This is a genomic window from Streptococcus didelphis DSM 15616, assembly GCF_000380005.1.
GTDB classification, from domain to species: Bacteria; Bacillota; Bacilli; order Lactobacillales; family Streptococcaceae; genus Streptococcus; species Streptococcus didelphis.
On sequence record NZ_KB904201.1, the window covers coordinates 1 to 25346 of the forward strand.

36 protein-coding genes are annotated in these 25346 nt (G+C 37.7%); all 36 read right to left on the reverse strand.

All coding sequences use genetic code 11. The annotated features are described in order from the left end of the window. Positions 1-634 precede the first annotated feature (634 nt). The gene (gene rplQ / locus A3GU_RS0108900; RefSeq protein ID WP_003104597.1) at positions 635-1021 is read right to left on the reverse strand and encodes a 50S ribosomal protein L17; all 387 of its coding nucleotides are present in this window, start codon (positions 1019-1021) and stop codon (positions 635-637) included. Between the two features lie 14 nt (positions 1022-1035). Then, positions 1036-1974, reverse strand: coding sequence for a DNA-directed RNA polymerase subunit alpha (locus A3GU_RS0108905; RefSeq protein WP_018367184.1), 939 nt, complete (start codon positions 1972-1974; stop codon positions 1036-1038). A 46-nt stretch (positions 1975-2020) separates the two neighbouring features. Continuing rightward, a complete protein-coding gene (gene rpsK / locus A3GU_RS0108910; RefSeq protein WP_001118387.1) occupies positions 2021-2404 on the reverse strand; it encodes a 30S ribosomal protein S11 in 384 nt (127 codons plus the stop codon). Positions 2405-2421: 17 nt separating this feature from the next. After that, positions 2422-2787, reverse strand: coding sequence for a 30S ribosomal protein S13 (rpsM, locus tag A3GU_RS0108915; RefSeq protein WP_018367185.1), 366 nt, complete (start codon positions 2785-2787; stop codon positions 2422-2424). A 17-nt stretch (positions 2788-2804) separates the two neighbouring features. Beyond that, complete coding sequence (gene rpmJ, locus A3GU_RS10140; RefSeq protein ID WP_000868345.1) at positions 2805-2921, reverse strand: 50S ribosomal protein L36; 117 nt, start codon at positions 2919-2921, stop codon at positions 2805-2807. A gap of 24 nt (positions 2922-2945) precedes the next feature. Continuing rightward, positions 2946-3164 carry a translation initiation factor IF-1 gene (gene infA / locus A3GU_RS0108920; protein ID WP_001040189.1) on the reverse strand — a complete coding sequence of 73 codons (219 nt, stop codon included), beginning with the start codon at positions 3162-3164 and terminating at the stop codon, positions 2946-2948. A 120-nt stretch (positions 3165-3284) separates the two neighbouring features. Next, complete coding sequence (locus A3GU_RS0108925) at positions 3285-3923, reverse strand: adenylate kinase (protein WP_018367186.1); 639 nt, start codon at positions 3921-3923, stop codon at positions 3285-3287. Positions 3924-4062: 139 nt separating this feature from the next. After that, positions 4063-5367 carry a preprotein translocase subunit SecY gene (gene secY, locus A3GU_RS0108930; protein WP_018367187.1) on the reverse strand — a complete coding sequence of 435 codons (1305 nt, stop codon included), beginning with the start codon at positions 5365-5367 and terminating at the stop codon, positions 4063-4065. A 16-nt stretch (positions 5368-5383) separates the two neighbouring features. Beyond that, entirely contained in the window at positions 5384-5824 is a 441-nt protein-coding gene (rplO, locus tag A3GU_RS0108935) for a 50S ribosomal protein L15 (protein ID WP_018367188.1), read from the reverse strand. Between the two features lie 123 nt (positions 5825-5947). After that, positions 5948-6130 (reverse strand): 50S ribosomal protein L30, encoded by a 183-nt coding sequence (gene rpmD, locus A3GU_RS0108940; protein WP_018367189.1) that lies wholly within the window; start codon positions 6128-6130, stop codon positions 5948-5950. 14 nt (positions 6131-6144) lie between these two features. After that, positions 6145-6639 (reverse strand): 30S ribosomal protein S5, encoded by a 495-nt coding sequence (rpsE, locus tag A3GU_RS0108945; RefSeq protein WP_018367190.1) that lies wholly within the window; start codon positions 6637-6639, stop codon positions 6145-6147. A gap of 18 nt (positions 6640-6657) precedes the next feature. Then, entirely contained in the window at positions 6658-7014 is a 357-nt protein-coding gene (gene rplR / locus A3GU_RS0108950; RefSeq protein WP_026216505.1) for a 50S ribosomal protein L18, read from the reverse strand. A gap of 96 nt (positions 7015-7110) precedes the next feature. Beyond that, the gene (rplF, locus tag A3GU_RS0108955; protein ID WP_018367192.1) at positions 7111-7647 is read right to left on the reverse strand and encodes a 50S ribosomal protein L6; all 537 of its coding nucleotides are present in this window, start codon (positions 7645-7647) and stop codon (positions 7111-7113) included. 281 nt (positions 7648-7928) lie between these two features. After that, entirely contained in the window at positions 7929-8327 is a 399-nt protein-coding gene (gene rpsH / locus A3GU_RS0108960; RefSeq protein WP_018367193.1) for a 30S ribosomal protein S8, read from the reverse strand. 206 nt (positions 8328-8533) lie between these two features. Beyond that, positions 8534-8719 (reverse strand): type Z 30S ribosomal protein S14, encoded by a 186-nt coding sequence (locus A3GU_RS0108965; protein WP_018367194.1) that lies wholly within the window; start codon positions 8717-8719, stop codon positions 8534-8536. A 15-nt stretch (positions 8720-8734) separates the two neighbouring features. After that, a complete protein-coding gene (gene rplE / locus A3GU_RS0108970) occupies positions 8735-9277 on the reverse strand; it encodes a 50S ribosomal protein L5 (RefSeq protein ID WP_018367195.1) in 543 nt (180 codons plus the stop codon). A gap of 23 nt (positions 9278-9300) precedes the next feature. Next, complete coding sequence (gene rplX, locus A3GU_RS0108975) at positions 9301-9606, reverse strand: 50S ribosomal protein L24 (protein WP_018367196.1); 306 nt, start codon at positions 9604-9606, stop codon at positions 9301-9303. A gap of 88 nt (positions 9607-9694) precedes the next feature. After that, a complete protein-coding gene (gene rplN / locus A3GU_RS0108980; RefSeq protein ID WP_000615920.1) occupies positions 9695-10063 on the reverse strand; it encodes a 50S ribosomal protein L14 in 369 nt (122 codons plus the stop codon). 24 nt (positions 10064-10087) lie between these two features. Continuing rightward, positions 10088-10348 (reverse strand): 30S ribosomal protein S17, encoded by a 261-nt coding sequence (gene rpsQ, locus A3GU_RS0108985; protein ID WP_018367197.1) that lies wholly within the window; start codon positions 10346-10348, stop codon positions 10088-10090. A 27-nt stretch (positions 10349-10375) separates the two neighbouring features. Then, entirely contained in the window at positions 10376-10582 is a 207-nt protein-coding gene (gene rpmC / locus A3GU_RS0108990; RefSeq protein WP_018367198.1) for a 50S ribosomal protein L29, read from the reverse strand. 9 nt (positions 10583-10591) lie between these two features. Then, positions 10592-11005 carry a 50S ribosomal protein L16 gene (gene rplP / locus A3GU_RS0108995; RefSeq protein ID WP_003086024.1) on the reverse strand — a complete coding sequence of 138 codons (414 nt, stop codon included), beginning with the start codon at positions 11003-11005 and terminating at the stop codon, positions 10592-10594. A gap of 3 nt (positions 11006-11008) precedes the next feature. Next, the gene (gene rpsC, locus A3GU_RS0109000) at positions 11009-11662 is read right to left on the reverse strand and encodes a 30S ribosomal protein S3 (protein WP_018367199.1); all 654 of its coding nucleotides are present in this window, start codon (positions 11660-11662) and stop codon (positions 11009-11011) included. A gap of 12 nt (positions 11663-11674) precedes the next feature. Next, the gene (rplV, locus tag A3GU_RS0109005) at positions 11675-12019 is read right to left on the reverse strand and encodes a 50S ribosomal protein L22 (protein ID WP_018367200.1); all 345 of its coding nucleotides are present in this window, start codon (positions 12017-12019) and stop codon (positions 11675-11677) included. Positions 12020-12034: 15 nt separating this feature from the next. Further along, positions 12035-12313: a 30S ribosomal protein S19 gene (gene rpsS, locus A3GU_RS0109010; protein ID WP_008087547.1), complete on the reverse strand. Its 279-nt coding sequence runs from the start codon at positions 12311-12313 to the stop codon at positions 12035-12037. A gap of 93 nt (positions 12314-12406) precedes the next feature. After that, a complete protein-coding gene (rplB, locus tag A3GU_RS0109015) occupies positions 12407-13240 on the reverse strand; it encodes a 50S ribosomal protein L2 (protein ID WP_018367201.1) in 834 nt (277 codons plus the stop codon). A gap of 17 nt (positions 13241-13257) precedes the next feature. Beyond that, on the reverse strand, positions 13258-13554 hold the full coding sequence (locus A3GU_RS0109020) for a 50S ribosomal protein L23 (RefSeq protein WP_018367202.1): 297 nt from the start codon (positions 13552-13554) through the stop codon (positions 13258-13260). After that, positions 13554-14177, reverse strand: coding sequence for a 50S ribosomal protein L4 (rplD, locus tag A3GU_RS0109025; protein ID WP_018367203.1), 624 nt, complete (start codon positions 14175-14177; stop codon positions 13554-13556). The genes A3GU_RS0109020 and rplD overlap by 1 nt, the downstream gene beginning before the upstream one ends. A 23-nt stretch (positions 14178-14200) precedes the next feature. After that, entirely contained in the window at positions 14201-14827 is a 627-nt protein-coding gene (rplC, locus tag A3GU_RS0109030) for a 50S ribosomal protein L3 (protein ID WP_018367204.1), read from the reverse strand. Between the two features lie 245 nt (positions 14828-15072). Then, positions 15073-15381 carry a 30S ribosomal protein S10 gene (gene rpsJ / locus A3GU_RS0109035; RefSeq protein WP_003046044.1) on the reverse strand — a complete coding sequence of 103 codons (309 nt, stop codon included), beginning with the start codon at positions 15379-15381 and terminating at the stop codon, positions 15073-15075. Positions 15382-15583: 202 nt separating this feature from the next. Then, a complete protein-coding gene (locus A3GU_RS0109040; RefSeq protein WP_018367205.1) occupies positions 15584-16870 on the reverse strand; it encodes an MATE family efflux transporter in 1287 nt (428 codons plus the stop codon). A 268-nt stretch (positions 16871-17138) separates the two neighbouring features. Continuing rightward, positions 17139-18155, reverse strand: coding sequence for an alcohol dehydrogenase AdhP (adhP, locus tag A3GU_RS0109045; RefSeq protein WP_018367206.1), 1017 nt, complete (start codon positions 18153-18155; stop codon positions 17139-17141). A 200-nt stretch (positions 18156-18355) separates the two neighbouring features. Further along, the gene (locus A3GU_RS0109050; protein ID WP_018367207.1) at positions 18356-19408 is read right to left on the reverse strand and encodes a zinc-dependent alcohol dehydrogenase family protein; all 1053 of its coding nucleotides are present in this window, start codon (positions 19406-19408) and stop codon (positions 18356-18358) included. Positions 19409-19693: 285 nt separating this feature from the next. Next, complete coding sequence (adhE, locus tag A3GU_RS0109055) at positions 19694-22336, reverse strand: bifunctional acetaldehyde-CoA/alcohol dehydrogenase (RefSeq protein ID WP_018367208.1); 2643 nt, start codon at positions 22334-22336, stop codon at positions 19694-19696. 301 nt (positions 22337-22637) lie between these two features. Beyond that, positions 22638-24416 (reverse strand): acyltransferase family protein, encoded by a 1779-nt coding sequence (locus A3GU_RS0109060; RefSeq protein ID WP_018367209.1) that lies wholly within the window; start codon positions 24414-24416, stop codon positions 22638-22640. Next, entirely contained in the window at positions 24413-24814 is a 402-nt protein-coding gene (locus tag A3GU_RS0109065; protein WP_018367210.1) for an MORN repeat-containing protein, read from the reverse strand. The genes A3GU_RS0109060 and A3GU_RS0109065 overlap by 4 nt, the downstream gene beginning before the upstream one ends. A 42-nt stretch (positions 24815-24856) precedes the next feature. Next, positions 24857-25282, reverse strand: a complete 426-nt coding sequence (locus A3GU_RS0109070) for a low molecular weight protein-tyrosine-phosphatase (RefSeq protein WP_018367211.1) — start codon at positions 25280-25282, stop codon at positions 24857-24859. Positions 25283-25346: the final 64 nt, after the last annotated feature.

A 25346-nucleotide genomic window follows, 5' to 3' on the forward strand; every position in this document is an offset into this window, starting at 1 on the left:
GTTCGTCTTATTCAGTTCTCAAAGGTCTTCTTCTCTTACGAGACAACTTCTTTATTCTAGCAAATCTTCTGTGACTTGTCAACAGCTTTTTTTTGCTTTATCATCTGTAAAGGAGGAATTCCTTTTCCGACAACTTTATCAGTATAGCGACTTTTTGATCCTTTGTCAATACTTTTTTTGAATTAAATTTCTCAAAACCTAAAATTTATTTAAAATAGGGAAATAAACCATCACAATAGACTCTGTAAAATAAAGGATACCAGTAAATGATAATTTTTCCTCCGTAAGTTGTGTAACTAATACTGGTTCGTATGAGTCAATACCTTTTAAAGCACTCTATTTCTTCATAAAATGCTTTTAGAGCAATTTTATAGATAGGAAGACAAGATAAAGCCTAACTTTTTGATTTCTAAGCTTAAAATGGCCTTTAAGCGATTTTTCTCTTTCTGTATAATGGCAACAAAACGCCTGCTTACGAAGTAATTCTAATCATAGAACTATTTCGTAAACAAGCGTTACTACTAACAATATGATGAGTGTTCCCGCTAGGAAGGATCCTAGCGGTAGACCAGAGCTAGACTAAGAATAACTATAGTTATTCCATCATCATAACACTCAACAAAATTGATAAAAATTAAACTAATTCAATAATTGCCATTGGAGCAGCATCTCCACGGCGTGGTTCTGTTTTAAGAATACGTGTGTATCCACCATTACGTTCAGCATAACGAGGTGCAATTTCAGAGAAAAGTTTTTGAAGAGCTGAAGTTGATGTGTATTTATCAGTAGCTTCATCATAGTTTTCTGATGCAATTTCATTACGTACATAAGCAGCTGCTTGACGACGAGCATGAAGATCACCACGTTTACCTAGTGTAATCATTTTTTCAACTGTTTTACGGATTTCTTTTGCACGTGCTTCAGTAGTTACAATAGATTCGTTGATCAAAAGATCTGTCGTTAAATCACGAAGCATTGCTTTACGTTGTGAGCTAGTGCGTCCTAGTTTACGGTAAGCCATTTTGTCCTCCTATATTATTTATCGTTTTTTAGTCCGAGACCTAGATCAGCAAGTTTTACCTTAACTTCTTCAAGGCTCTTACGTCCTAAGTTACGGACTTTCATCATTTCAGGCTCAGATTTTTCTGTTAAATCAAATACAGTATTAATTCCTGCACGTTTTAAGCAGTTATAAGAGCGTACAGATAAATCAAGTTCCTCAATTGTGCGATCAAGTACTTTTTCATCATTAACTTTCTCTGTCTCTTTCATAACATCTGTTGCCTTAGCAACTTCAGTCAAGTCTGTAAAGAGATTTAAATGTTCGATGAGAACTCGAGCAGATAGACCTAATGCATCTTCAGGAATGATTGTCCCATTTGTCATGATTTCAATGGTTAATTTATCAAAGCCATCGTTACTACCAACACGGGCAGGTTCAACTTGATAATTAACTTTTTTTACTGGCGTATAGATAGAATCAATCGCCAATGTTCCAACAGGTGCATCATCTTTTTTATTACCTTCAGCAGGAACATAGCCACGTTTTTTAGCAACTGTCATAGTCGCTCTTAATGAATGACCTTCTGCGATAGTAAAGAGATAATGATCTGGGTTAACAAGTTCAATGTCGCTATCAGTTAGGATATCTCCAGCTGTAACCTCTGCTGGTCCTTCTACGTCTAGTTCGATCATCTTTTCGTCTTCTACGTAAGATTTTACTGCAAGTCCCTTTAAGTTAAGGATAATTTGCATAACATCTTCACGTACACCTGGGATTGTATCAAATTCGTGTAGTACTCCATCAATCTTAATTGATGTTACTGCCGCACCTGGAAGTGATGACAAGAGTACGCGACGAAGTGAATTACCTAGAGTTGTACCGTAACCACGTTCTAGTGGTTCGATTACAAATCTACCGTAATCTTTATTTTCATCAATTTTTGTTATTATTGGTTTTTCAAACTCAATCATTTTTTCACCCCTCGAAACGAAACTTGTGTACTATTAGTAATTACGATTATACACGACGACGTTTTGGAGGACGAGCACCGTTATGTGGTACAGGAGTCACGTCACGAATTGCAGTTACTTCAAGACCTGCAGCAGCAAGTGCACGAATAGCTGATTCACGACCTGAACCAGGACCTTTTACAGTAACTTCAACAGTTTTTAGTCCGTGTTCTTGTGCAGATTTCGCAGCAGCTTCAGCAGCCATTTGGGCAGCAAAAGGTGTTGATTTACGAGATCCTTTGAAACCAAGAGCACCAGCTGATGACCATGCAAGAGCATTACCGTGAACATCTGTAATCATAACAATAGTGTTATTAAATGTAGCGTGAATATGGGCAACACCAGATTCGATGTTCTTTTTCACACGACGTTTACGTGTTGGTTTAGCCAATTTTTTTACCTCCTATATTATTTTTTCTTACCTGCAATCGCAGTAGCTTTACCTTTGCGAGTACGAGCATTGTTTTTTGTGTTTTGTCCACGGACAGGAAGTCCACGACGGTGACGAATTCCACGGTATGAACCGATTTCCATCAAACGTTTAATGTTCAAGTTTACTTCGCGACGAAGGTCACCTTCAACTTTGATTGAATCGATTTCACGACGGATTGCATCTTCTTGATCTGATGTTAAATCTTTAACACGGATATCTTCTGAGATACCAGCAGCTTTTAAGATTTTTTGTGATGTTGCAAGACCAATTCCGTAAACATAAGTAAGTGAAATTACTACGCGTTTATCATTTGGAATATCAACTCCAGCTATACGAGCCATTTTTTCTCCTTTCTATATTATCCTTGACGTTGTTTGTGTTTTGGATTTGTTGGACAAATCACCATAACACGACCGTTACGACGAATTACTTTACAGTATTCGCAAATTGGTTTAACCGATGGTCTTACCTTCATGTTTAATCCCTCCAATTATTTCGATTATTTAAAGCGGTATGTGATGCGTCCACGTGTTAAGTCATATGGGCTCATTTCTACTGTTACACGATCACCTACTAAAATACGAATGTAATTTTTACGGATTTTTCCTGAAACAGTTGCTAGAATTTGATGTCCATTTTCTAATTCAACAGTAAACATTGCATTTGGCATAGTTTCAACAACCTTACCTTCAATTTCAATCACGTCTTCTTTTGCCACGCAAAAGTACCCCCTAAATTTCGATTTGATGTCCTCTGAATACAGAGGTAACAATTATAAGTCAGACTAGCCTATTATAGCATGTCAATTCAAGTTTCGCAAGCTATTTCTTTATTTTTGTTATAGCTTTACGATAGCTTCTTTAATTTCAGCAAAAACATCTGAAATGTCTTGGTTGCCTTCAATATCACGAACAAGTCCAAGATTACGATAATGTTCTAAGATTGGTTGACCTTGAGCAATGTTAACATCTAAACGACGTTTAACAGTTTCAGGTTTATCATCTTCTCTTTGATAATATTCGTTCTCATCATAATTACCCTTTGGTGGGTTAAATAACTTGTGGAAGGTTTCCCCTGTTTTTTTATTGATAATACGACCACTTAGGCGTTCCACTAGAGAGTCTGGTTGAACATCAATATTGATAACACCATCCAATTTTTGACCTAATTCTTTTAGGGCAGCATCTAGAGCATGGGCTTGATCAATAGTTCTTGGATAGCCATCAAGTAAGAAGCCTTTTTCTTTAACATCAGCTTGCGCTAAGCGTTCTTTGACAATACCATTAGTTACTTCATCAGGTACTAAATCCCCTTTATCAATATATGATTTGGCTAAAAGGCCCATTTCTGTTTTATTAGCCATGGCAGCGCGGAACATATCTCCGGTAGAAATATGAATAACATTGAATTCTTCAACGATTTTTGCGGCCTGTGTCCCTTTTCCTGCACCTGGAAGGCCCATAATTAGTAGGTTCATGTTCGTCTCCTCTTTGACTTTCGTAGATAAAATGAAGCATCTCATTTTTTGATTTTTGTTCTCAACTGATAATAAGAGATGTAAAATTCTTATTATCACCAAAAAACAAAATAGTAGGTTGACACTGTCAACCTATATTCTATTCTGCTGTATTTATAAATCCAATATATTTTCTCTTTAGAAGGTAACCTTCAAGTTGTTTCATTCCTTCAATACCTGTTGAAATCAAGATAAGCAAGCTTGTTCCACCTAAGGCAATACCTGAGGATAGATTAAGAACTTGTTGTGCTGCAATAGGTGCAAGAGATATGAAGGCTAAGAAAATTGACCCAACGGTTGCTAATTTTTTTAGTACCGATGACATATATTGTTCTGTTTCTCGTCCTGGTCTAACGCTTGGAATGTAAGAAGAATTCTTCTGTAAATTTTCAGCTGTTTTCTCAGGATTTACCTGTACAAATGTATAGAAGAAAGAGAACAAGATAATGAGGATAGCGTAAACTACCATTCCGGTTGGAGTTTGATAGTTGAAGACTTCCTGTAATTTTTGTAACCAGGGAATATCTCGACCATTTTGAACAAAAGGTATGATCGTACTTGGGATTGTCGTAATCGAGCTGGCAAAGATAACTGGAATAACTCCAGCTGGATTAACTTTTAAAGGAAGGTATGAACTTGTTGGTGCTCCTTGAACAAGTTTTGTATATTGAATTGGGATTTTGTATTCCGCTTGTTGAACAAATGTTGTAAAGAATACAACTGCCAAGACAGCTAAGATTAAGATACCTACGATGATATAAGAAGTTTGTTTATCGCCGGATGTAATGTTAACAAAATAATCTTCGTGAATTGTTGCAATTGCATTTGGAATAGATGAAATGATACCTGCAAAGATAATCATTGATACGCCATTTCCAAAACCTTTATCTGTGATTTGCTCACCAAGCCAGGTCACAATAACACTTCCTGTTGTAAGCAAAGCGCCGATAAGCAGATAAGTTTTTACATTAGGTGTCTTAACTAAGGCAACACTAGATAATGTATTAAATCCTGCTGTTATTCCTATTGATTGAACAAATGCAAGCCCAAGTGAGATATAACGTGTCGCTTGATTTAACTTACGACGACCAACCTCACCTTGTTTGCCCCATTCAACAAATTTTGGCAGAATATCCATTTGTAACAACTGAACAACAATGGAAGCAGTAATGTAGGGACTAACTCCCATAGAGAAAACTGAGAAGTTTCTCATAGCATTACCACTAACCAGATTCAGCATGTTTAGAAAGGGAAGTTCACTTAATTGCTCTAAGCTTTTTGCATTTACTCCAGGAACTGTGATATGAGTCCCGATTCGAAATACTAGAATAATAAAGATTGTATAGAAAATTTTATTTCTGACATTCTTTATTTTCAGTGCATCTTTAAGTATTTTTAAGAACATAATGAGTTACCCCTCATTAGATGACTTCGATTGAACCACCTTTAGCAGTAATTGCTGCTTCAGCAGATTTTGAGAATTTAGCTGCTTTAACAGTCAACTTTTTAGTCAATTCGCCGTTACCAAGAATTTTAACGCCTGATTTTTCAGCACGAACAATACCAGCGTCTTTAAGAACAACTGGTGTTACTTCTGTACCATCTTCAAAAACGTTTAATTGTTCAAGGTTTACAAGAGCGTACTCTTTAGCGTTGATGTTTGAGAATCCACGTTTTGGCATGCGACGGAACAATGGTGTTTGTCCACCTTCAAAACCTAAACGAACGCCACCACCACTACGTGATTTTTGACCTTTTTGTCCGCGTCCAGATGTTTTACCATTACCTGATGATGAACCACGTCCTACGCGATTACGTACTTTACGTGAGCCTTCAGCAGCTTTTAATTCATGAAGTTTCATTTTTTCTCCTTTTTTGTAAAATGCTAGCGCCTCTATGAGGGGAAAGGGCTCCCCATAGAAACTCGCCTATACATATTATCGATTTTAAGCCGCAAAGTTTTTCCCTTGCGACTTAATAAGTTTTTATTTAACGTCTTCTACAGTAACTAAATGTGAAATTGCTGTAACCATACCACGGATAGCAGCATTATCTTCTTTAACAACTGAAGAATTCAATTTACCAAGTCCAAGAGCTGTAACAGTTTTACGTTGCTCTGGCTTACGTCCGATTGGAGACTTAGTCAAAGTAATTTTAATTTGAGCCATTATAATCCCCTTTCTTATACTAAGTCAGAAACTGAAACGCCACGGAGTGCGGCAACTTCTTCTGCACGTTTAAGTTGTTTTAGTCCTTCAACAGTTGCACGAACAATGTTGATTGGTGTATTAGAACCTAGAGATTTTGAAGTAATATCAGCAATACCTGCTAATTCCACAACGGCACGAACTGCACCACCTGCGGCAACTCCAGAACCTTCTACTGCTGGTTTCAACAATACTTTTGCTCCACCAAAGTTTGTGAAAACTTCATGAGGAATTGTTGTCCCAACCATTGGTACTTCAATCATGCTCTTCTTAGCAGCTTCTACTGCTTTACGAATAGCTTCTGGTACTTCTTGAGCTTTACCAGTTCCGAATCCAACACGACCATTACCATCACCTACAACTACAAGAGCAGCAAAACGAAGACGACGTCCACCTTTTACAACTTTTGTAACACGATTAATTGCAACTACGCGTTCTTCAAGTTCAACTGCATTATCTTTAAATGCCATTATTTTGTGTCCTCCCTATTAGAATTTCAATCCGTTTTCACGAGCTGCATCAGCCAAAGCTTTTACACGTCCGTGATAGAGATATCCACCGCGGTCAAACACCACTTCAGAAATACCTTTAGCCACTGCACGTTCAGCAACAAGTTTACCGACTACAACGGCTTGTTCAGTTTTAGTTCCTTTAGAAACGTCTTTATCAAGAGTTGATGCGCTTGCGAGCGTTACACCCGCTACGTCATCAATTACTTGAGCGTAGATGCCTGTATTAGAACGGAAAATGTTCAAACGTGGGCGTTCTGCAGTTCCAGAGAGTTTACCGCGTACACGACGATGGCGTTTTTGGCGGATTTTATTTTTATCTGGTTTTGAAATCACAATTTTCACCTCTTAATTTTTTAAGTTTATTGAGCAAAAACTAGAAAATAGGTTGAGAGAGTCTCATAGAAAAATCCAATCAACTCTAAGCAACTATTATTTACCAGTTTTACCTTCTTTACGGCGTACAAATTCACCAACGTAACGAATACCTTTACCTTTATATGGTTCTGGTGAACGGAGGCTACGGATGTAAGCAGCAGTTTGGCCAACAACCTCTTTGTTAATACCTTCAACAGCGATAGAAGTTGGATTAGCAACAGTGAAAGTAATTCCTTCTGGAGCTTCCACTTCATCTTGGTGAGATTTACCAACTGAAAGAACTAATTTAGTTCCTTGTAATTGGGCACGGTAACCAACACCGCGCATTTCAAGTTCTTTTTTGAAACCTTCAGAAACACCAACAACCATATTGTTTAGGTTGGCACGACTTGTACCATGGATTGTTTTCATTTCTTTTGAATCGTTTGGACGGCTAAGAGTAATCTCAGTTCCTTCAATTTTGATTTCAATGTTTTTATTGAACTCACGAGTGAGTTCGCCTTTAGGGCCTTTTACAGTAACAACACCATTATTGTTACTAATTTCAACACCTGCAGGCATAGTAATTACTTTATTACCAATACGTGACATGTTTTTTCTCCTGTTAAATTATCAAGCCGCTAGGCGACTAGTTTTCACGGGGTGAACTAAGATACTAAGGGCGAAAAAGGCAAAGTGAAAATAGGAAAGTTTACTATGAAACCAAGGTTTCTAGAAAAATTTTTCTTTTTCACACAGACTTTAGCCCGTGTTCAATTAGTTCATTTACGTTTGCTAGATGATTGTGTTCATATTCGAACACAGCTGAAGAACTACCATCTAAAATAGTTTATCTATTTTAGATTGTTCTTTACGGCTTTTGTATCATAATTTTACCAAACGTAAGCTAGTACTTCTCCACCAACATTTTTTTGGCGAGCTTCTTTATCAGTGATTATACCTTCTGAAGTTGAAATAATAGCAATTCCAAGTCCGTTAAGAACTTTAGGAACATCTTCACGTTTTGTGTAAACACGAAGTCCCGGTTTTGAAATACGTTTTAAGTTAGTAATAACACGTTCGCCATTTTGACCATATTTAAGGAATACACGAATGATACCTTGCTTATCGTCTTCAATAACTTCAACATTTTTTACAAAACCTTCACGTTTAAGGATTTCTGCAATCCCTTTTTTGATGTTTGATGCAGGTACTTCTAACATTTCGTGTTTTACTTGATTAGCATTACGAATACGTGTTAAAAAGTCTGCAATTGGGTCAGTCATAACCATTTTATATTTTCTCCTCTTACTAGTAGTTTGATTACATCACTTGCTAGTTAATGTTACCCGACTGGGCAGCTTGTTCAACTAAGCCAAAAGCTTGTTTGAACACGAGTTGCGGCCTATGTGGCAAAGCTAAACCCTCCTGGAACGTAAGCGTTCTTCGTCAGAGTTTCTAATTTTCACTTTGTCCGCTACGCTCTTTTTATCATTTTTTACCAAGAAGCCTTAACAACACCTGGAATTTGACCCTTGTAAGCCAACTCACGGAAGCAAACACGGCAAAGTTTGAATTTGCGGTAAACTGAATGTGGACGTCCACATTTTTCACAGCGTGTATAAGCTTGCGTAGAGAATTTCGCAGGACGTTTGTTCTTAGCAATCATAGATTTTTTAGCCAATTTATTTACCCCCTATTATTTTGCAAAAGGCATTCCAAGGCCTTTAAGCAATTCACGTGATTCTTCGTCAGTATTTGCAGTAGTGACGATTACAATATCAAGACCACGTACTTTATCAACATCATCGAAGTTGATTTCTGGGAAGATAAGTTGTTCTTTCACACCAAGTGTGTAGTTTCCACGTCCATCAAATGATTTTGTTGGAACACCATGGAAGTCACGAACACGAGGAAGTGAAACGCTAACTAATTTGTCTAAGAATTCGTACATACGTTCGCCACGAAGTGTGACTTTCGCACCGATCGCAACACCTTCACGAAGACGGAAGCCAGCGATAGATTTCTTAGCTTTAGTAATAAGTGGTTTTTGTCCTGAAATAAGCTCTAATTCTGCAGCAGCTTTTTCAAGATTTTTTGCGTTTGATACTGCATCACCAACACCCATGTTAAGAACAATTTTCTCAACTTTTGGCACTGCCATAACTGTTGTATAACTGAATTTCTCTGACAATGCAGGAATTACTTCGTTAGTATATTTTTCTTTTAAACGATTTGCCATTATGCTTCTCCTTTCCTTCGTGATTAATCAAGCACTTCGCCTGATTTTTTGCTGTAACGAACTTTTTTCCCGTCAACAACTTTGTAACCAACACGTCCTGCTACACCATTTTTATCAAGTACTTGTACGTTTGATACATGGATTGGAGCTTCTTTTTCTACGATAGCCCCTTGAGGGTTTTCATTGTTAGGTTTTTGGTGTTTTTTCATCATAGCAACACCTTCAACTACAACTTTGTTAACTTTTGGAAGTGCTTTAAGAACAACAGCTTCAGTGCCTTTGTCCTTACCAGCAATTACGCGAACTTTGTCGCCTTTTTTTACAAACATTCTGGGTTTCTCCTATTAATTTCTTACGCCCTTATGGGCACCCTAGTATTAAAGCTAGGGGACTTAGTTTGTTTAATTTTTTTAAAAATTAAAGTACTTCTGGTGCCAGTGAAACGATCTTCATGTAGCCACCTTCACGTAATTCACGTGCAACTGGTCCGAAGATACGAGTTCCGCGAGGTGTTTTATCATCACGGATAATTACTGCGGCATTATCGTCAAATTTGATGTATGAACCGTCTGGACGACGTGCACCAGTTTTTGTACGAACGATAACTGCTTTCACAACATCACCTTTTTTAACTGCCCCACCAGGAGTAGCTTGTTTTACAGAAGCAACGATTACGTCACCGATGTTAGCGAATTTACGTCCTGAACCACCAAGAACTTTGATAGTCAAGATCTCACGAGCACCGCTATTATCAGCAACTTTCAAGCGAGTTTCTTGTTGAATCATTTCAATTTTCTCCTTTTAGTTTGATTAGATAATAACAGCTTTTTCCAATACTTCTACAAGACGGAAGCGTTTTGTAGCTGATAGTGGACGTGTTTCCATGATACGTACGATATCGCCTTCTTTAGCAATATTTTCTTCATCATGCGCTTTATATTTTTTAGAATAGTTGATACGTTTACCATAGACTGGGTGGTTACGTTTAGTTTCAACTACAACTGTGATTGTTTTTTCCATCTTGTCAGATACGACACGTCCAACAAGGGTTCTACGTTGATTACGTTCCATTATTAGAATTTCTCCTTTCCCAATCTATTATTTCATTTCAGATTGCACAGTTTTAACGCGTGCAATTTGTTTTTTAACTTCGTTTAAACGAGCGCTTTGATCAAGTTGACCTGCTGCGGCTTGAAAACGAAGGTCGAAAAGTTCTTTTTTGAGTTCGTTTTCTTTTTTAGCAAGCTCTTCTTGAGACAAGCCACGAAGCTCAGCAACAAACTTTTTGATTTCTTCAAGTTTCATGTCTTCTCCTTATTCTGCTTCACGTTTTACGAATTTTACTTTAACTGGTAATTTGTGCCCAGCAAGGCGAAATGCTTCACGTGCAACTTCTTCAGAAACACCAGCAATTTCAAACATTACTTTACCACGTTTAACAGGTGATACCCAACCTTCAGGTGCACCTTTACCAGAACCCATACGTACCCCAATAGCTTTAGCTGTATAAGATTTATGAGGGAATATTTTAATCCAAACTTTACCACCACGCTTCATATAACGAGTCATAGCGATACGAGCAGCTTCGATTTGACGGTTTGTAATCCATGAGCTAGTTGTAGCTTGAAGACCATATTCGCCGAATGATACTTCTTTTCCACCTTTTGCTTCACCACGCATTTTCCCACGGAACTCACGACGGTGTTTAACACGTTTAGGTACTAACATATGTTATTTGCCTCCTTTAGTGTTTTTACGAGTTGGAAGAACTTCACCACGATAGATCCAAACTTTAACACCAAGTTTCCCATATGTAGTGTCTGCTTCTTCCCAAGCGTAATCAATATCCGCACGAAGTGTATGAAGAGGAACAGTTCCTTCTGAGTATCCTTCAGCACGAGCGATATCCGCACCATTCAAACGACCAGAAACTTGAGTTTTGATACCTTTAGCTCCTGCACGCATAGTACGTTGAATTGCTTGTTTTTGAGCACGACGGAAAGCAACACGTTGCTCAAGTTGACGAGCAATGTTTTCACCAACAAGGTGTGCATCAAGATCTGGTGATTTGATTTCAATAATGTTGATGTGTACTTGTTTTCCGGTTAATTTGTTAAGTTGAGCACGAAGTGCGTCAACATTTGCTCCACCTTTACCGATAACCATACCTGGTTTAGCAGTATGAAGTGAAACAATAACTTTATTAATAGCACGTTCAATTTCAATTGTTGAAACTGAAGCTTCTGCTAATTCTTTTTGAATGAATTTACGGATTGAAAGATCTTCATGAAGGTAATCCGCGTATTCTTTTTCAGCATACCATTTCGCATCCCAGTCACGGATGATTCCGACACGCATACCAATTGGATGTACTTTTTGACCCACGATTTTACCTCCTTATTTTTCTGATACAACTACAGTTACGTGAGTTGTACGTTTGTTGATTGGTGAAGCTGAACCTTTCGCACGTGGACGGAAACGTTTCATAGTTGGTCCTTCATTTGCGAATGTTTCAGATACTACCAAGTTAGCTTTTTCCAAACCAAGATTGTTTTCTGCATTTGCAATTGCTGAGTTAAGAGTTTTCTCAATAACACGAGCTGCTTTGTTTGGAGTGAATTTTAAGATTGCGATTGCATCAGCAACTTTCTTACCACGGATAAGATCAAGTACTAAACGTGTTTTACGAGGTGAAACACGCACTGTACGAGCCATTGCTTTAGCTGAAGTAATTTCTGCCATTGTGTCCTCCTCCTATTAACGACGTGTTTTCTTGTCGTCAGCTGCGTGACCTTTGTAAGTACGAGTTGGTGCAAATTCACCAAGCTTGTGACCTACCATATCTTCTTGAATGTAAACAGGTACATGTTTACGGCCATCATAAACTGCGATTGTATATCCGATGAAACTTGGGAAGATCGTTGAACGACGTGACCAAGTTTTAATAACTTTTTTCTTTTCGTCTTTAGCTTGAGCTTCAACTTTTTTCATCAAATGCTCATCGACGAAAGGTCCTTTTTTAAGACTACGTCCCATTTTGTAGTATTCTCCTTTAAATAGTGTACCACAACGGCTTGCCTTAATAGACTACCGAGTTGGCGGAAGTTTAATAAGTAATTTTCTAATAGATTATTTATCGTTACGACGACGTACGATAAGTTTATCTGATTTAGCTTTCTTATTACGTGTTTTAAGACCAAGCGCAGGTTTACCCCATGGAGTTGATGGCGCTTTACGTCCAACTGGTGCTTTACCTTCACCACCACCGTGTGGGTGATCGTTAGGGTTCATTACAGAACCACGAACTGTTGGGCGGATACCTTTCCAACGGTTACGTCCTGCTTTACCAATGTTAACAAGTGATTGTTGCTCATTACCAACTGTACCGATAGTTGCACGGCAAGTACCAAGAATCATACGAACTTCACCTGATTGAAGGCGAACAAGAACGTATTTACCTTCTTGACCAAGTACTTGAGCAGAGGCTCCAGCAGCACGAACAAGTTCTCCACCTTTACCAGGCTTCAACTCAATATTATGAACAACTGTACCAACTGGAATGTTTACTAGTGGAAGTGCATTACCAATTTTGATATCTGCATCTGGACCAGAAACAATACGTTGACCTACTTCAAGACCTTTAGGGGCGATGATGTAAGCTTTAACACCGTCTGTGTAATGTACAAGAGCGATATTAGCAGTACGGTTTGGATCATACTCAATAGTTTTAACAACTGCTTCAACAGCATCTTTATCACGTTTGAAATCAATCACACGGTAATGACGTTTGTGTCCACCACCTTGGTGACGAACTGTGATACGACCATTGTTGTTACGACCAGCTTTGTTTTTTAGAGAAACAAGTAATGATTTCTCAGGTGTGCTTGTTGTGATTTCAGCGAAATCCAAAGAAGTCATGTTACGACGGCCATTTGTCGTTGGTTTATAAACTTTAATACCCACGTTATTTCCTCCTTAGATTATTCAGCTTCAGCTGCGAACAACTCGATTGCTTTAGAATCAGCTGTAAGAGTGATGATAGCTTTTTTAGTTTTTGAAGTGAAACCTGTGTAACGACCAACGCGTTTTGCTTTTGGTTTAACGTTCACAGTGCTTACACTTGCAACCTTAACTCCTTCAAAGGCAGCTTCAACAGCTTGTTTGATTAAAAGTTTGTGTGCACGTGTATCAACTTCAAATGTGTATTTCCCTGCTTCAAGAGCAATCATTGATTTTTCTGTGATTACAGGCTTTTTGATTACATCATACAAATTCATTATGCAAGAACCTCCTCAATTGTAGAGATTGCTTCTTTAGTAACAAGAAGTTTATCGCTATTTACAATATCAAGAACACTTGCAGTTGTTGCAGTTGCAACTTTAACGTTTGGAAGGTTACGAGCAGAAAGTGCTGCAAATTCATTACCTTCTTCAACGATAACAAGTACTTTTGAATTGATGCTTAGCGCTGAAAGAACTTTTGCAAATTCAGCAGTTTTTGGTGCTGCAAATGAAAGGCTTTCTACAGCTACAAATTTTTCATCAGCAACTTTTGCTGAATAAACTGATTTCAAAGCAAGGCGACGAACTTTTTGTGGAAGTTTGTATCCATAAGAACGCGGAGTTGGTCCGAAGACAACACCACCACCACGCCATTGTGGTGAACGGATAGAACCTTGACGAGCACGTCCAGTTCCTTTTTGACGCCATGGTTTACGTCCCCCACCTGATACTGCTGAACGATTTTTAACCGCGTGAGTACCTTGGCGTAGACTAGCACGTTGACTAATTACAACATCAAAAACAACTGATTCATTTGGTTCGATACCGAAGATAGCGTCGTTTAATTCAACTGAACTAACTTCTTTACCAGTTTGGTCAAATAGTTTTACGTTTGCCATTTTAACTGTTTTCTCCTTTCTTATTATTTAGCAGCTTTAACTGCTGATTTGATAGTGATAAGAGATTTCTTAGCACCTGGTACGTTACCTTTGATTAAGATAGCGTTTTTTTCTGGAATAACTTGTACAATTTCAAGATTTTGAATTGTTACGCGGTTACCACCCATACGGCCTGCCAAGTGTTTGTTTTTGAAAACACGGTTAGGCGCAACAGGTCCCATTGAACCTGGACGACGGTGGTAACGAGAACCATGGGCCATAGGGCCGCGTGATTGTCCATGGCGTTTGATTACCCCTTGGAAACCTTTACCTTTTGAAGTACCCGTTACATCAACGATATCTCCAGCTGCGAAAGTTTCAACAGTAATTTCTGAACCAACTTCTAAGCCTTCAATGTTTTTAAATTCACGGATGAAGCGCTTAGGAGCTGTATTAGCTTTAGCTAAATGGCCTTTGGCAGGTTTGTTACTCAAGATTTCACGTTTGTCGTCAAAACCAACTTGAACTGCTTCATAACCATCTGTTTCAACAGTTTTAACTTGAAGCACAACGTTTGGAGTTGCTTCGATGACAGTAACAGGGATAAATTCACCAGATTCAGTGAAGATTTGAGTCATTCCCACTTTTTTCCCTAAGATTCCTTTTGTCATGAGAAAATATTTCCTTTTCTTAATTTTTTCAAAAAGTTTTTTATGAGCGTTTTTCGTGCTCAAAAAAGTTTTTTACGAGCGTTTTTTGTGCTCCAAACAAGATACAAAGAGCGTCAAACTCAAAATGAAAATAGGAAATCTGACACAGAAACTTCAGTTTCGAGGAAGATTTATCTTTTTCACGTAGAGTTTAGCTCGTGTTCAATTTTCATTAAACACCAACTGTACTTGCAAAATCTCACCGATTAAAGCTTGATTTCTACGTTTACACCACTTGGTAAATCCAATTTCATAAGAGCGTCTACAGTCTTTTGAGTTGGGTTCACAATGTCAATAAGACGTTTGTGAGTACGCATTTCAAATTGTTCGCGAGAATCTTTATATTTATGAGTCGCACGAATAATTGTGTAAAGACTACGTTCTGTTGGAAGTGGAACCGGTCCAGCTACTGTTGCACCTGTACGTGTTGCAGTCTCAACGATTTTTTCTGCCGCTGTATCAAGTGTACGGTGTTCATACGCTTTCAAACGGATACGGATTTTTTTATTTGCCATCTTTTCTCCTCTCGTCTATTTACGATAATAGGCTAGCTCCTCGAGAAAAACCAACACCTCTTGCGTGGCAATGCAACCGAGTGTGTCGCAACCTCTCGTATCATAGCTACAGCTGTAATTTTTACAGCACCATATTATAATAGCAAAATTAACAACTCTTTGCAAGGAATTTTTGAAAAAAACTAAAAAGAGCTCCCGGTTTTTATGGGAAAACTCTTTCATATTTTTTGTAAAGATAACCGAGTATAGCCCATCTGCTTAAATTATCCAAGGCAGTTGCAAGCCAGACACCGCTAAGCCCAGCATTAAGTATGATTCCTAAAAAGTAACCCACCAGGATTCTTACTAGCCACATACCAATAGTTGTCGCATAAAAAGGTAAACGAGTATTTCCCAACCCCTGCCATAAGGCTGTATAAATTAAGGTCCCTGCTGTCGCTGGAGCACTCAGTAAAGAAAACAAAAGGACAACCATACTAGACTCTTGCGCCAGCTTATCGGACGTAAAAAAAGGAAGCACGTAAGGTCCTACAACATAAGTAAACAAACCAAGGCCAAGCATCAAGAGACAACTTAAGCAAAAGGTTTCCTTGATTAACCTTGGCACTTCTTTGTCACGCCCACTCCCGATAAAACTAGCAACCAAGATAACCGTTGCTGTCGAAAGCCCCAGCCCCGGCATATAATTAAATTGCGTCAAGGTCTCACCAATAGCATTTCCAGCTAAAACCTTAGTCCCAAAATTAACAATAATAATGAGAATTAAGACATCTCCTATTCTCATCATTAATCGTTCCCCTGCAGCAGGCAAAGAAAGCTTCCAGATATCCCTATCCACATGAAAGTTCATTTCTTGGAAAGCTTCTTTGATAGGAAGGCGACTAGCTAAAACCAAGATTCCTATCATCCGAGAAATAACCGTGGACCAAGCCACCCCCATAATGCCAAAATCTAAGAGATAAATAGAAAGAGCAGATAAAAAAGCATTCAAAACATTGGCCAAGAGACTGACTTGCATGGGTAATTTTGCATTACCTTGAGCCCTAAGAATCGCACCAAGAGTAGTCAACAAACCTAAACTAATAATCATACCTCCAACAACCCTAAAATAATGATTCCCCATTTGAGCCAATTGTGGAGAAGCTCCTAAACTTAAAAGGGTAATTTCCCCAAATAAAAGAGTTATCATACCTAAGACGACAGATACCAAGATAGTTAGCCAAATAGCATCCGCTATATATTTCAACAATTTAGTTCTGTCTTTTTCTCCCACACTCCTAGCCACCAAGCTCGAAATAGCTGCGCTAAGTGCCACAAACAGAGCCTGGTAGACGGTGATAATATTGTTTGCCATAGCAACACCAGATACTGCAAGTAGCGAAATCTGTGCAACCAAATAATTGTCAATTACCCCCATTAACATCTGTAAGATATTTTCTGCCATAGCTGGAAGAGCAAGATTTAATATTTTTCTTCTATAGAATAACATTTTTAATACCACGCTTTAATAATGAGAAATATTACCTAGTCTGTAAAAATCAGTAGCGTCTGACCTTTTTTCTAGGCTCTTATTTATTGTAACACAATTCTTCTTAGCTTTGATAAGAAGCCTAAAAAAGCACCAATTCAACTAGAATCAGTGCTTTAAGGTAAATTTACTTTAGCCAACGAGAGTCCCAGCCAGCTATATGAATCCAAATTAGGGCAAGTACTTCATAAACAGCTTCTTTCATCGTTTATTTTCCTTTTATCATTCCTTACTTAGTGAAATCTAGAACCTTACGACCTTGAATAAGACCTTTTTCCATTTCATCAAATACCTGAGGTGCAGTGTCAACTGGCACTGTTTCTACTACTGGGACAACCAAACCTTCTGCTCCAAAAGCAAAAGCTTCTTCTAAATCTTTACGTGTTCCCACAAGAGATCCTACTACCCTAATGCCATCAAGTACTGTCTTCACAATAGAAAGTTCCATGTATTCAGATGGCAACCCTACAGCAACTACTGTTCCACCTGCTCGTACACTATCAATTGCTTGGTTAAAGGCTACTTTAGAAACAGCGGTTACAACTGCTCCATGACAACCACCTGTTTTTTCTTGAATATAAGCTGCCACATCTTCAATTTCTTTGCCATTAACTGTAATATCAGCCCCGACTTCCTTAGCCAATTCAAGCTTATCGTTATTAATATCAACAGCTACGACATGGGCATTAAATACTTTTTTAGCATACTGAACAGCAAGGTTACCCAGTCCTCCAGCTCCGAAAATAACAATCCATTGCCCTGGGGCTGCACCTGCTTCTTTGATAGCTTTATAAGTTGTTACACCTGCACAAGTAATTGAAGAAGCTTGAGCTGGATCAAGATTTTCAGGTACCTTTACAGCATAGTCAGCGGTTACAATGGCATATTCACTCATCCCACCATCTACTGAATAGCCAGCATTCTTGACAGAACGGCAAAGGGTTTCACGACCTGTTGTACAATATTCACAGTGACCACAGCCTTCAAAGAACCAAGCAATAGAAACACGATCACCAACTTTGAGTGAATCTACACCTTGGCCTATCTCTTCAACAATCCCTATCCCTTCATGCCCCAAGATACGACCTGGAACTTGTCCAAAATCTCCATGAGCCACGTGTAAATCGGTATGGCAGACACCACAATATTCAACTTTTACTAAAGCTTCTCCATGTCCAGGAGAAGGTACTTCATGGTCAACAATTTCAACACCTGAACTTTTTTGATTTACAACTACAGCTTTCATAAACTTCCTCCAATTATTCTAAGCTAAAATACAATTTGTAATCGTTTACAAATAGATTGTATATCTTATCACAAACCTTGTCAATAGCTTTCGCTGCTTTTTTTGGAAAGTTTCTGAAAATATACTTAACTGGTTAATTATCAGTTTCAAAAAAGGCCCTTCTTACTTGAAAGGTACCTTTTTCTTATTTAATAGTTTTTTCATGTTGTAATATTATTTTCAATAATAACCTTAAGAGCATTGTGATCAGCAGCATGCTTAAAGATATCGTAAGCTTTTTCAATTTCTGATAATTTAAAGTGGTGAGTAACCATTTGTGTAGCATCAATCTTGCCAGATTTCAAGACATTTATTAACATTTCTGTAGTGTTAGCATTGACCAAGCCTGTGGATAGAGAGATGTTTTTTATCCAAAGTTCTTGTAAATCCAAACTTACAGGTTTTCCATGGACACCAACATTGGAAACATGTCCCCCTATTGCTATAATCTTTTGACAGATATCAAAGGTTGCCGGATAACCCACACATTCAATAGCAACATCCACTCCTCTATTATCTGTTAAAGCATTAATCTTTTCTTTTATATCATCGAGATTCGCTGAGCAGATTGTTTCTGTAGCGCCAAATCGTTTTGCTGCTTCTAAACGCGCTTCTGATAAATCCACTACAATTAATTGGGCTGGGGAATAAAATTGCGCTGTTAATAAAGCTGCAAGCCCAATCGGACCTGCCCCTACAATACAAACGTTATCTCCTGGTTTAATCTTGGCAGACTGGACACCAATCTCATAAGAAGTAGGAAAAATATCTGATAACATAACTAGAGCATCATCTTCAATAGTAGCTGGTGCATGGTAAAGACTTCCGTCTGCCTGTGGAATACGAATATACTCTGCTTGGGTTCCATCGATAAGGTGTCCAAGAATCCAACCACCTTTCTCACAATGAGCAGGCAAACCTTTCTTACAATAATAGCAGGTATTACAAGCAGTAATACAGGACATAATAACCTTATCACCTACTTTAAAATTAGATACCGCAGAACCAACTTCTTCTACAATTCCAATACCTTCATGACCTAGAATTGTACCATAGGTAGTTTCTGGAACATCTCCGCCTAATATATGTAAATCTGTACCACATATGGTAGTTTTCAATAAACGAACCACAGCATCTGTAGAAGAAGTGAGCTCAGGTTTGGCTTTTTCGCTTAAAGACAATTTTCCTGGAGCCACAAATGTAGCAGCTTTCATAGAAATACCTCCAAAATGATAAATTAAAATAATAAATGAAATCGTTTACACATAGATTGTATATCTTTTCACAAAGGCTGTCAATAGCTTTTGCCGATTTTTTTGGAAATTTTCTGAAAATATACTTAGCCAGTTAAATAACCTGCCATTAAAGACAGCTTATAACTTTCTCGAAGTTTTAAAAATCCTAGAAAGTTAAAAAAAGACTGACAGATCAGCTAATATAGCTTTCTTGCCAGTCTTTGGATTAAATGGAGGCTGTCCTTAAATTTGTATCACAGACTATTATTTACGACGTCCAGGACGAGCTTGATAACCATAATAAGCATCTTCAATGATTTCTTGCATATGATCAACCATTGGTAAACGAGGATTTGCTGGTGAACATTGATCTTCATAAGCCAGGTAGGCTAATTCCCGTGAATGTTCTCTCCATTCTTTTTCATCAATACCTTGATCACGGAAATTCATCTTGATTCCCAATCGAGTTCCGAGATCATATACTGCTTTAGCATAAGACTCAACCGCTTCTTCTGGTGTTGAAGCTGGTAAACCTAACAGTTTTGCAATATCTTGGTATTTTTCATCTGCACGGTAATAGTTATATTTCGGCCATGTCGCTGTTTTAGCTGGACGTGTTCCATTATAGCGAATAACATATGGTAACAAGATGGCATTGGTACGACCATGAATCGTATGGAATTGTGCTCCAATTTTGTGGGCCATCGAGTGGGAAATACCTAGGAAAGCATTGGCAAAAGCCATTCCAGCCATAGTTGATGCATTATGCATTTTTTCACGTGATTCAAAATCAGCTTCTTTAACAGATTTTTCCAAGTAATCAAAAACAATCTTAATGGCTTGCAGAGCCATTCCATCTGTGAAATCATTAGCCATTTGAGACACATAGGCTTCTGTCGCATGGGTTAAAACGTCCATACCTGTATCAGCTGCGATAAATCCAGGAACAGTAAGTACCAAAGCTGGGTCAACTATAGCAACTGTAGGTGTTAATGAATAGTCAGCAATTGGATATTTACGGTTGTTAGCTTTATCAGAAATAACTGCAAAAGGTGTTACTTCAGAACCTGTACCAGATGTTGTCGGAATAGCAACAAATTTAGTTTTCTTCCCAAGTTCTGGGAATTTGAAGGCACGCTTACGAATGTCCATGAATTTTTGAACAAGGTCATGAAAGTCTACTTCTGGTTGCTCATAGAAGAGCCACATAACCTTAGCAGCATCCATTGGTGAACCACCACCCAATGCAATAATAGTATCTGGCTGGAAGCTCCGCATAAGCTCAGTACCCTTCATAACTGTTGTAATGTCTGGATCTGGTTCAACTTCAGCAAAAATTTGGTAAGTTACCTTGTTACGACGAAGATGCAATTGTTCTATGATACGATCCAAGAATCCAAGTTCAACCATGGAATTATCAGTAACAATCATAACACGTTCAACATCACGACATTTTTGTAGATATTGAATCGAATCACGCTCGAAGTATGTTTTTGAAGGAACTTTAAACCATTGCATATTATTTCTACGTCTTCCTACTTTTTTGATATTCAAGAGATTAACAGCACTAACATTGTCACCTACTGAGTTACGGCCATAAGAACCGCAGCCCAAAGTTAGTGACGGTAAGAAAGCATTGTATACATCACCAATACCACCAAAGGTTGATGGTGAATTCCAAATAACACGGATAGCACGAATACGTTGACCAAATTCTTTAGCTAACTCAGAGTCATTAGTGTGAATGGCTGCTGAGTGACCAAGTCCATTAAATTCAACCATTTGACGCGCTTTTTCAACACCATCTTCACGAGACTCTGATTTCAAGACTGCAATAACAGGAGACAATTTTTCCCGTGTTAAAGGCTCTTTTTCAGAAACTTCTTTACATTCAGCTGCAAGAATATTTGTTCCTTCTGGAACAGTAAAACCAGCTTGCTCTGCAATCCAACTTGCTGGTTTTCCAACAATATTAGGATTAAGTTTAGCTCCTGCACAATTCTTCCCATTTGCCTTTACTCCAAAGCAAAATTCTTCTAGAAGAGCTTTTTCTTTTTTATTTACAAAATAAGTGTGATATGACTTTAATTCTGCAACAAATGAGTCATAGATTTCTTTATCAATAATAACGGCTTGTTCAGAAGCACAGACCATTCCATTGTCAAATGATTTAGACATCACAATATCATGCGCAGCTTGACGAATATTAGCAGATTTTTCAACATAAGCAGGTACATTACCAGCACCTACTCCAAGAGCAGGTTTTCCACATGAATAAGCTGCTTTAACCATTGCATTACCACCAGTGGCAAGAATAGTTGCAATACCATCATGATTCATTAAAGCATTTGTTGCTTCAAGAGATGGACTTTCCACCCACTGAACACAGTTTTCAGGAGCCCCAGCAGCTACAGCCGCATCACGGATAATTTGCGCAGCATGTGCAGATGATTCTTGAGCTGAAGGATGAAAGGCAAAGATAATTGGGTTACGTGTTTTTAATGAAATCAAGGACTTAAAGATTGCTGTGGAAGTTGGATTAGTTGTTGGAGTAATTCCACAAATAACACCGACTGGCTCTGCTATCAAGGTCAAGCCTGTCACATCATCTTCTTCAATAACACCAACTGTTTTTTGATGACGCATATTATTAACAACATGTTCACAGGCAAAGAGGTTTTTGGTCGCCTTATCTTCAAAGACACCTCTACCTGTTTCATCATAAGCATGCTTAGCAAGTTCACCATGAGCATCAAGTGCTGCCACTGAAGCCTTAGCTACAATATAATCTACCTGTTCTTGATTTAATTGACGCATTGCTTCAAGTGCTACCAATCCTTTTTGGACCAGCTGGTCAATTGTAGCTGCTACACTTGATGGTTCATCAGTTTTTATTCCCTTACTCATTCGAGACTCCTTTTATTTGTTAAAAGCTTCACAATTTTTAGTTACAAGATTATTATATCATTTTTTATAAGTTTGTAAATAGTTTCACAAGCATTTTGTGAACTTTTTTTCAATCTTTTTCTAACTTTCGTGAAACCTTGAAACATAAGGATTTCCAGCTTTTGGAAATTTCTTGAAAAACCTTTTTCTATCTATTCTTAAATATCTAAAAAGGCTCAGCACTTAAGCCAAACCTTTTCTAATTTATTTTTACAAGTAAATCATATCTTTAATAAGAGATTGACTGATTACAACTAAAGGCTTACTTAGCTTTTTGCTTAGCAATACGTGTAACGGCATCTTTAATAGTATTTACATAAAGGTCGGCTCCCTTAGTATCTGAATCACTATAATGTACACCGTCGCTACCATACCAAATATCAGGATTTTCTAAAGCCACTTTATACCAGTCTGCAACTGTGATATAGGAATATTTCTTAGCTAATTTCAATTCATAGTCTCTTACTTTTGCAATAGAAGAAAGGTCCTTAGCATTATAAGGAGAGACTAGGACAAGCCGATTACCTTTTGGAAGATCATCAACAAATTTCTGAAGAGCTTCTTGATAATTATCTAGAGAATTAACACCCACCGCTAAAACTGTTGTCTTAGAAAGAGAATGATTCTTAATGTGATTATCAAAAATATCATAAGCTATACTGAAATTTCGACTAACAGCGGCATCTAATTGTGCTGTCGGCATAATCTTAGAAAATGCTGCATTTGAACGCAAGGCTACAGAATCTCCAATAATGCTAACATCACTCAAGGCATTAGCATCACCTGCTGCCAGAGTATGTGTTCTATTGATATTTGCTTGCCCTTGTTGTAAGGTTCCAACCAATAATTCCTTTTCAAATTTGCCTACGTTTGGAGCCCCAGCACTTCGTGCAATAGTGACCGTTAACAAAGCAAGACCAGCTACAATTATCCATTTTGTATAGGGTTTTAAGTCAAGAGCTAAGCCAAACAATTCTGGTTTCTTACCTGCAATAAAGGGCTCGATGACATAATAAGACAGTGAAGCAAAAATAGCAGAGAAGAGCACGGTTAGAAGAACCGCTAACCAGTTAGGCATTAACTGACTAAAAATAATGTAGAAAGGCCAATGGAAAAGATAAACACCATAACTTATATCGGCAATGTAGGTGATAATAAATGGCTCTTCCCAGTCTGGTGTTTGTTCATGAAGAACCCTTGCAGAATAAATCATAACTGCTGTAAACAAGCTAGCCAAAACAAAGCCAAACAGATAAGTCATGATATGATTAAAATCAAGCGACAAGGTAAGAAGAAACAAGAGTATAAAAGATCCTACCATAAAGGCTATCACATATTTTCTTGGCCAGAGTCGGCTATTTTTTTGAAGCCTTACGGTTGTATCTTTAATTCCTGATATGGTTGCAAACATTGACCCAATAAAGAAAGGAAAAATGTGCGAAAGACTTGAGAAGTAAATCAAGGAGAAATTACTTACAAAAAATGCTCTGACAAACATGCTTAGAAAACTTACAGCAAAAATAATGTTTGAAATAATAAATAATAAGCCTCGGAACTGCTTATCAGTATAGTCTCTTTTAGCGAGGAACCACACTAACAGACCCCATAGTAAGTAAAAATGAACTTCAATGGCCAAACTCCATGTATGAACAAACAAATGAGGAATAAATTGACTCTCATAACTACTTCCCGTTAAAATCTCATAAAAATTAGTGGTAAAACCAATACTTGCTGCAATTTGCTGGCCAAGGCTAGCCACAAAGTCACTCTTAACCAAGTAGGTAAAAGGTATTATGATTAAAACCATTAACACTAAAGGTGGAACTATACGATAAAAACGCCTTCTATAAAAGCCAATAAGATCTATCTTATCATTTTTAGCATATTCATCTATTAACAAGGCTGTAATTAGAAAACCAGAAAAGGTAAAAAAGATATCAACACCAATAAAACCACCTGGAAAGCTATTCTTAAAAAAATGATAGAGTAAAACTAACAAAAGTCCTGTTACTCTAATGAACGAAAACCATTTTATTCTCATTTTTGATAAATCCCCTGCTTAAAGGTTCCTTTATAAACCTTATTATCTTTTGCTTTTAACACACCTTTACCATCAGCTTGACCTTCTTTGAACTGACCCTTATAAGACCAGCCGGTGCTTGCCTTGAAGTAACCTTCGCCATCAAAATAGCCATTTTTAAAATGCCCCTGATAAGTATCCCCATTCTCATAGACCAATTTCCCCTGACCATTCATGCGATGATTAACAACATAACCGGTATATTTTAGTTTCCCTTGATTATAGATTAGAGCTCTATGCGACCTGGTATTTATTGTCAAGACTGACAGACCGCAAACAAAAATAATAATAATCGAAAGGATTTCTATCTTTTCTCTTGTTATATTCAACTTTTGAATAAAGTCATTTAGCTTTTTCATCATTATTCTCTTCTATGTTTTTATTTTTTATTGGTTAAAAACTTAACTTATAATAGAAGCCCAGTTCTTACAACCTACTTGAACCAACTGATAAGTTTCTTCAAAATCTCCTGTATACCAAGGATCAGGAACTCCACCTTCTATGAAAAGGTGTATTTTACTATCCCATCTACCTTTTGAAAGTGCCAGCAAGTCCTTAACATTTTCCTTGTCCATACCAATAAGATAGTCAAAAGCTTCCAAGTCTCTTTCTGTAATTTGAAGCGATCGCTTCTTTTTATCATAATCAATCGCATATTTTGTTAAGATTTTCTGAGTTCCTGGATGAATAGGATTCCCATGTTCCCAATTAGAAGTTCCTCTACTTTCCACAGCAATATCTTCTCCAGCAAGCATTGTCTTCATAACAAATTCTGCCATTGTGCTTCTACAAATGTTACCTAAACATACAAAACAAACTTTCTTCATGAAAAAACTCCTTCATTCTATTATAACAAAATATTACCATCTAAGGGAAAAATGGTCCCGTAAT